The 2,478-nt window shown below is 60.1% G+C and carries 2 protein-coding genes and 1 pseudogene; all 3 read left to right on the forward strand.

The genetic code is table 11. The features are described from left to right. Positions 1–269: 269 nt before the first annotated feature. Positions 270–1,001 carry a helix-turn-helix domain-containing protein gene (locus MAXJ12_RS11055; RefSeq protein WP_008835932.1) on the forward strand — a complete coding sequence of 244 codons (732 nt, stop codon included), beginning with the start codon at positions 270–272 and terminating at the stop codon, positions 999–1,001. Positions 1,002–1,205: 204 nt separating this feature from the next. Continuing rightward, on the forward strand, positions 1,206–2,102 hold the full coding sequence (locus MAXJ12_RS11060) for a class II glutamine amidotransferase (RefSeq protein ID WP_008835933.1): 897 nt from the start codon (positions 1,206–1,208) through the stop codon (positions 2,100–2,102). Between the two features lie 4 nt (positions 2,103–2,106). After that, positions 2,107–2,478: pseudogene (locus MAXJ12_RS11065) on the forward strand (protein GlxC); the annotation flags it as partial.

Raw genomic sequence — 2,478 nt, forward strand, 5'->3', positions numbered from 1 at the left:
GAGCGCAACGTCGCGTCGTCCGCATGCCCCAGAGGCTAGACGCGCCATTGGTCGCGGCCCTTGGAAGCGTTGGTTTCGAACGGACCGTCGGCAATGCCTCTTCCTGTTGCCGAAGCGGCCCGCGAAAGCTTGGGGTTTATTCAACCGGCAAACATTGCCGATGCGATGTCGGCTCTCGTCTATCATTCCATCTCGCGCTCGCCGCCCGTTGTGTCTCGCGGCGAAAATGTTTACCGTCGGTGAAAATTGCATAGACGAGCAGCAATGACATGGCGAAGACCAACGCGGCGGAAGCAAAGAAGAGCCGCAAGGCGCTTGGTACTCCCACAACAAAGATCCAGGGCGTCGATGCGGCGAGACGACCGCTAGGCGTGCCTTTGACACAGGATCCTCATGCCGTTCGCGACACCCGCGAGAAGGTGCTTGAGGTCGCGATCGGCCATGAGGTCCGCGCCTTTCGCAAGAAGCTTGGCATTACCGTCGCCGACCTTGCGGCGGCCACGGACATCTCGCTCGGCATGCTGTCAAAGATCGAAAATGGCATTACCTCGCCATCCTTGACGACGCTACAGGCGCTGTCGCGCGCGCTCGGTGTGCCGCTGACGGCCTTCTTTCGCCGCTTCGAGGAAGAACGCAACGCTGTCTTCGTTAAGTCGGGCGAGGGCGTCGACGTCGAGCGCCGTGGCACGCGCGCCGGCCATCAGTATACGCTGCTCGGGCACATCGGCTCGGATTCCAGCGGCGTCTTGGTCGAGCCTTACCTGATTACGCTGACGGAAGACTCGGATATCTTTCCGACGTTCCAGCATGACGGCCTGGAATTCCTCTACATGCTTGAGGGCGAGGTGGTTTACCGTCACAGCAACAATCTCTACCGGATGACGCCGGGCGACAGCCTGTTCTTCGACGCCGATGCGCCGCACGGTCCCGAGGAACTGACGCGTTTGCCGATCCGGTATCTGTCGATCATTTCCTATCCCCGTAGAAGCGCTAACGCGTAAGCATGCGGGCCGCGATAAAGCCCCTCCCAATTGCAACCATCCCAGCGCAACCAATCAGCACTGGTGAGGCGCTCGGACTCCAAGCCTCTGCGCCTGCACTGTGCCAGATGATGTTTTACTGTAGGAATAAAAAATTCATCACAGTTGAATAGCAGCAGGGAAGCTGCTAGCTTTTGCGACAGTGCAATCGCTGAGGTGGCTGGGATGTGCGGGATCGTAGGACTCTTTTTGAAAGACAAGTCGCTGGAGCCGCAATTGGGCGCGCTTCTCTCCGAAATGCTGGTCTCAATGACCGACCGCGGGCCTGACAGCGCCGGTATCGCGATCTATGACGGTGGGGCGAGGGGACACGGCAAGATCACCATCCAGTCGCCGATTCCCGCAGCGGATTTTCCAGGTCTCGACGTGGAGCTCGGCAACGAGATCGGCGCCAAAGTTTCGACCTTGGTAAAGTCTACCCACGCAGTGCTTGACGTGCCCACCGACAAGCTCGAGGCGGCCCGTGCCGCGATCGCCGAGCTGCGCCCCAACGCGCGCATCATGGGCGTGGGCGAGGCCATCGAGATCTACAAGGAAGTCGGACTACCGGCCGAGGTCGTGAAGCGCTTCGAGGTCATCGCCATGAAAGGCAGCCACGGCATCGGCCACACCCGTATGGCGACGGAGTCGGCCGTGACCACGCTTGGGGCACATCCCTTCTCGACGGGGCCGGACGAGTGCCTGGTGCACAACGGTTCCCTGTCGAACCACAACAATCTTCGGCGCGAGCTGATCCGCGACGGCATGCGCTTCGAGACGGAGAACGACACGGAGGTGGCTGCCGCTTACCTGTCGTCGAAAATCGCCCATGGCATGAATCTCGGCGAGGCGCTGAAAAGCAGCTTGAGCGACCTCGACGGGTTTTTCACTTTCGTGGTCGGCACAAGGAATGGCTTCGGCGTGGTCAGAGACCCAATTGCGTGCAAGCCGGCAGTGCTTGCCGAAACCGACAGCTATGTGGCTTTTGGCTCGGAATACCGGGCATTGGCGAACCTGCCAGGGATCGAAGACGCCAAAATCTGGGAGCCGGAGCCTTCCACTGTCTATTTCTGGGAGCACTAAGATCATGCACTCGACCAATCTTGCCACAGCGCCGCTTGAGCAGCTCAACTACGCGCCCAAGGTTTTCGACCTTTCAAAGATCACCCTGCGCGAGTTCAATCAGGCACTTCACGAGGTTGCTGATGCCTCCAGCGAATCCAACTGGAAAGTCCTCAATCCCAAAGGCAGCCACGCCGTGGCGGCCGGAGCCCAGCATCCGATCTCGATCGATGTGCAGGGTAGCGTTGGCTACTACTGCGGCGGAATGAACAGTGAAGCGCAGATCACCGTGCATGGCTCGGCCGGTCCAGGTGTTGGCGAAAACATGATGTCGGGTTCGATCGTCGTAAAGGGCGACGCAAGCCAATACGCTGGCGCCACCGGCAGGGGGGGGGGT

Source organism: Mesorhizobium alhagi CCNWXJ12-2 (assembly GCF_000236565.1).
Lineage (GTDB): Bacteria > Pseudomonadota > Alphaproteobacteria > Rhizobiales > Rhizobiaceae > Allomesorhizobium > Allomesorhizobium alhagi.

Coding starts and splice junctions, on each gene's coding strand:
- MAXJ12_RS11055 (WP_008835932.1), top strand. CDS start 270: ATGGCGAAGACCAACGCGGCGGAAGCAAAGAAGAGCCGCAAGGCGCTT.
- MAXJ12_RS11060 (WP_008835933.1), top strand. CDS start 1,206: ATGTGCGGGATCGTAGGACTCTTTTTGAAAGACAAGTCGCTGGAGCCG.